3 protein-coding genes and 1 other annotated feature are annotated in these 3,496 nt (G+C 34.1%); of the genes, 2 read left to right on the top strand and 1 reads right to left on the bottom strand.

From position 1 onward, the window contains the following. Positions 1-199 precede the first annotated feature (199 nt). Positions 200-397 (top strand) — a binding site (T-box leader). A gap of 96 nt (positions 398-493) precedes the next feature. Both leuS and E4T68_RS08565 read left to right on the top strand, forming a co-directional pair. Beyond that, a complete protein-coding gene (leuS, locus tag E4T68_RS08560; protein ID WP_135125987.1) occupies positions 494-2,905 on the top strand; it encodes a leucine--tRNA ligase in 2,412 nt (803 codons plus the stop codon). Then, the gene (locus tag E4T68_RS08565) at positions 2,905-3,153 is read left to right on the top strand and encodes a DUF1294 domain-containing protein (RefSeq protein WP_135125989.1); all 249 of its coding nucleotides are present in this window, start codon (positions 2,905-2,907) and stop codon (positions 3,151-3,153) included. Before leuS ends, E4T68_RS08565 begins: the two co-directional genes overlap by 1 nt. 139 nt (positions 3,154-3,292) lie before the next feature. Here E4T68_RS08565 and E4T68_RS08570 read toward each other — a convergent pair. Further along, positions 3,293-3,496 (bottom strand): transposase (locus E4T68_RS08570; protein WP_167753874.1); only part of this gene is annotated, 204 nt, incomplete at its 5' end.

Below are 3,496 nucleotides of genomic sequence, written 5' to 3' on the forward strand. Positions count from 1 at the left end.
GGCTTTGATGACGTTATATTTTTTTATTTCATTCACTGTTAATTCTATCCTTTTCATATCTCTAGTTTATCATTTTGGGACATTTTGTCATTCGATTACTTTAAGACATTATCACATTCGATTGATACAGGAATAGAGTGAAAATTAAAATAATTGACTTTTTTATAAAATTCTTTTACAATGTGCCTAATATATGATGTGAAAAACAGTGATTAGGAATAGTAAAGTGCTATCTTTTTTAGAGAGTAGCCGGTTGGTGTAAGGCTATATAGAGAACATTTGAACTCGCCTATAAGTTGCTTTTTTGATAAGTAGAAAAAGCCGGTGCGTTACCGTTATAAACATGAGAAGTAATATATAGGTGGTACCGCAATTATACGTGTAATTTGCCCTATAACTGTACGAGTGTATAGTTATAGGCTTTTTTAGTTTCATAAATAATAAAGTAACAATCAAAAATAGAACATCATGAAAAGTTTGAAAGGAGAAACACATGAATTTTAAGCATCAAGATATTGAAAAAAAATGGCAAGAGTATTGGGAAAAACACCAGACATTTAAAACTACAGAAGATGACACTAAACCTTATTATTATGTTCTAGATATGTTTCCTTATCCATCAGGAGCAGGGTTACATGTTGGACATACGGAAGGATATAGTGCAACAGATATTTTGGCACGTTTTAAACGTGCTCAAGGGTATAATGTTTTACATCCTATTGGTTGGGACGCTTTTGGTTTACCAGCAGAGCAGTATGCTATTGACACAGGAAATGATCCTGCTGAATTCACATATAAAAATATTGATAACTTTAGACGTCAATTGAAAGAACTAGGATTTAGTTATGATTGGGAACGTGAAGTTGATACAACAGATCCGAATTACTATAAATGGACGCAGTGGATTTTTGAAAAACTATGTGAAAAAGATTTAGCTTATGAGGATGAAATTTTAGTGAACTGGTGCCCTGCCTTAGGTACAGTATTAGCTAATGAAGAAGTCATTGACGGAAAGAGTGAGCGTGGTGGGCATCCTGTTTATCGTGTGCCAATGAAACAGTGGGTATTACGCATCACAGCGTATGCAGATCGTCTAATAGATGATTTAGATTTGATAGATTGGCCTGATCATTTAAAAGATATGCAAAGAAATTGGATTGGACGTTCACATGGGGCAGAAGTTCAGTTTAACATTGCTCAAACAAATGAAAAATTTTCCGTCTTTACAACCAGACCTGACACATTATTTGGTGCCACTTATGTTGTGTTAGCACCAGAACACCCTTTAGTCAAAACAATAACAACACCAGAACGCTTAAGTCAAGTGGAGCATTATTTACAGATAGTTTCGACTAAAACAGATTTGGAACGTACAGACTTAGCTAAAGTGAAAACAGGTGTTTTTACCGGATCGTATGCGATTAATCCAATAAATAATGAAGAGATACCTGTTTGGATTGGCGATTATGTGTTATCAAGTTATGGTACTGGAGCAATTATGGCAGTTCCTGCACATGATGAACGTGATTTTGAATTTGCACAAACATTCAATTTGCCTATCAAGCGTGTGTTGACTAACGGAAAGAGTGATGTTTTGCCATTTATAGAAGATGGAGAACATATTAATTCTGAATTTTTAGACGGCTTAAATAAAGCAGAGGCTATTGAAAAAGCTATTGCATGGTTGGAAGAGCATCATGTTGGAAAAAAAGTCACATCGTATCGTTTACGTGACTGGATTTTTTCAAGACAACGTTATTGGGGTGAACCTATACCGGTTGTTCATTGGGAAGACGGAACGTCAAGTTTAGTTCCAGAACACGATTTACCATTATTATTGCCAAAAGCTAAAGATATAAAACCAAGTGGAACTGGTGAATCTCCATTAGCTAACATTACAGAGTGGGTTAATGTTATTGATGAAAATGGAAAAAAAGGGCGTCGTGAAACGAATACTATGCCACAATGGGCAGGGAGTTCATGGTATTATTTACGTTATGTTGATCCAACAAATGAAAATATGTTGGCTGATCCTAAAAAATTGAAAAAATGGTTCCCAGTGGATATGTATATTGGTGGAGCAGAGCATGCGGTATTACATTTATTATATGCACGTTTTTGGCATAAATTTTTATATGATATTGGTGTTGTGCCAACTCCAGAACCATTCCAACGTGTCTTTAATCAAGGGATGATTTTAGGTAGTGATGGCAATAAAATGTCTAAATCTAAAGGAAATGTTATCAATCCAGATGACGTTGTTAAAACTTTTGGTGCAGATACATTACGATTATATGAAATGTTTATGGGGCCACTAGATGCTTCTAAGCCTTGGAGCGAAACAGGCTTAGAAGGTTCAAGACGTTTCCTAGATAGAGTATGGCGTTTAATTGTTAATGAGCAAGGTACTCTGCATGAAAAAGTTGTATTAGAGCATGATAGTTCATTGACAAAATTGTATCATCAAACTGTGAAAAAAGTGACGGAAGACTACACACACATGCACTATAATACTGCAATTTCTCAAATGATGGTATTTGTCAATGAAGCCTATAAAGCAAGTGTATTGCCACTTAAGTATATAAAAGGTTTAGTACAATTATTAGCTCCAATTACGCCACATATTGCCGAAGAATTATGGGAAAAACTAGGCGAAAAAGAGTCTGTTGGCTTAGCTGAGTGGCCAACATACGACGAAAGTGAATTAGTTGAAAATACGCTTGAAGTGATTTTCCAAGTAAATGGGAAAATAAAAGCACGTCAAAATGTTGATGCCTTATTATCAAAAGAAGAATTGGAGCAAATCGCTAAAGAAAATGCAGATGTTCAAGAGGCTATTCAAGACAAGCAGATTGTAAAAATTATCGTTGTGCCGAAAAAATTAGTAAACTTTGTGGTGAAATAATGCTAATTTTAATGTTGATATGGAACAGTATTGTCTTTTTATTGATGAGTATCGACAAATACCGTGCTAAACGTCGCCTTTATAGAATTAGCGAAAAAGTTTTGCTGCTTTCTATGATGTGTTTTGGTGGAGTAGGTGGTTTTTTAGGGATGTTTATTATCCATCATAAAACTAAAAAGTGGTATTTCTATGGTGCAGCATGTATTGGAACACTCATTCTTTATTTAGGGGTGACTAAACTACAATAAAACATTGTTATTTATTTTCTACTTATTTTTTATATGAATAAGGAAAATAGTTGATATATTGCATAATTTTATGAAGATAAACTAAATCGTGTTGGTAAACAAAATAGTGGTTCTATGTCAAATAGGGTTGATGAGGCTGTTATGCACTTAAGTGTATAACAGTCTTTTCATCACTAGAAAACAATTTTATCATTAACAAAATACGTGCTCTAAAATAAGTAAATGACCGATAGCCAAAAGCATTCCGTTTTAATACTTTAATCTTATTATTTAATCCCTCAATAGATCCATTTGATAATTGTGGGGCATTGAATGTATTGTGAATATAAGGCAATAATCGTTT

The organism is Granulicatella sp. WM01 (genome assembly GCF_004570605.1).
Lineage (GTDB): Bacteria > Bacillota > Bacilli > Lactobacillales > Aerococcaceae > WM01.

Excerpts from the sequence above, each read along its gene's own strand:
- leuS (WP_135125987.1), top strand. The coding sequence starts at position 494 with ATGAATTTTAAGCATCAAGATATTGAAAAAAAATGGCAAGAGTATTGG.
- E4T68_RS08565 (WP_135125989.1), top strand. The coding sequence starts at position 2,905 with ATGCTAATTTTAATGTTGATATGGAACAGTATTGTCTTTTTATTGATG.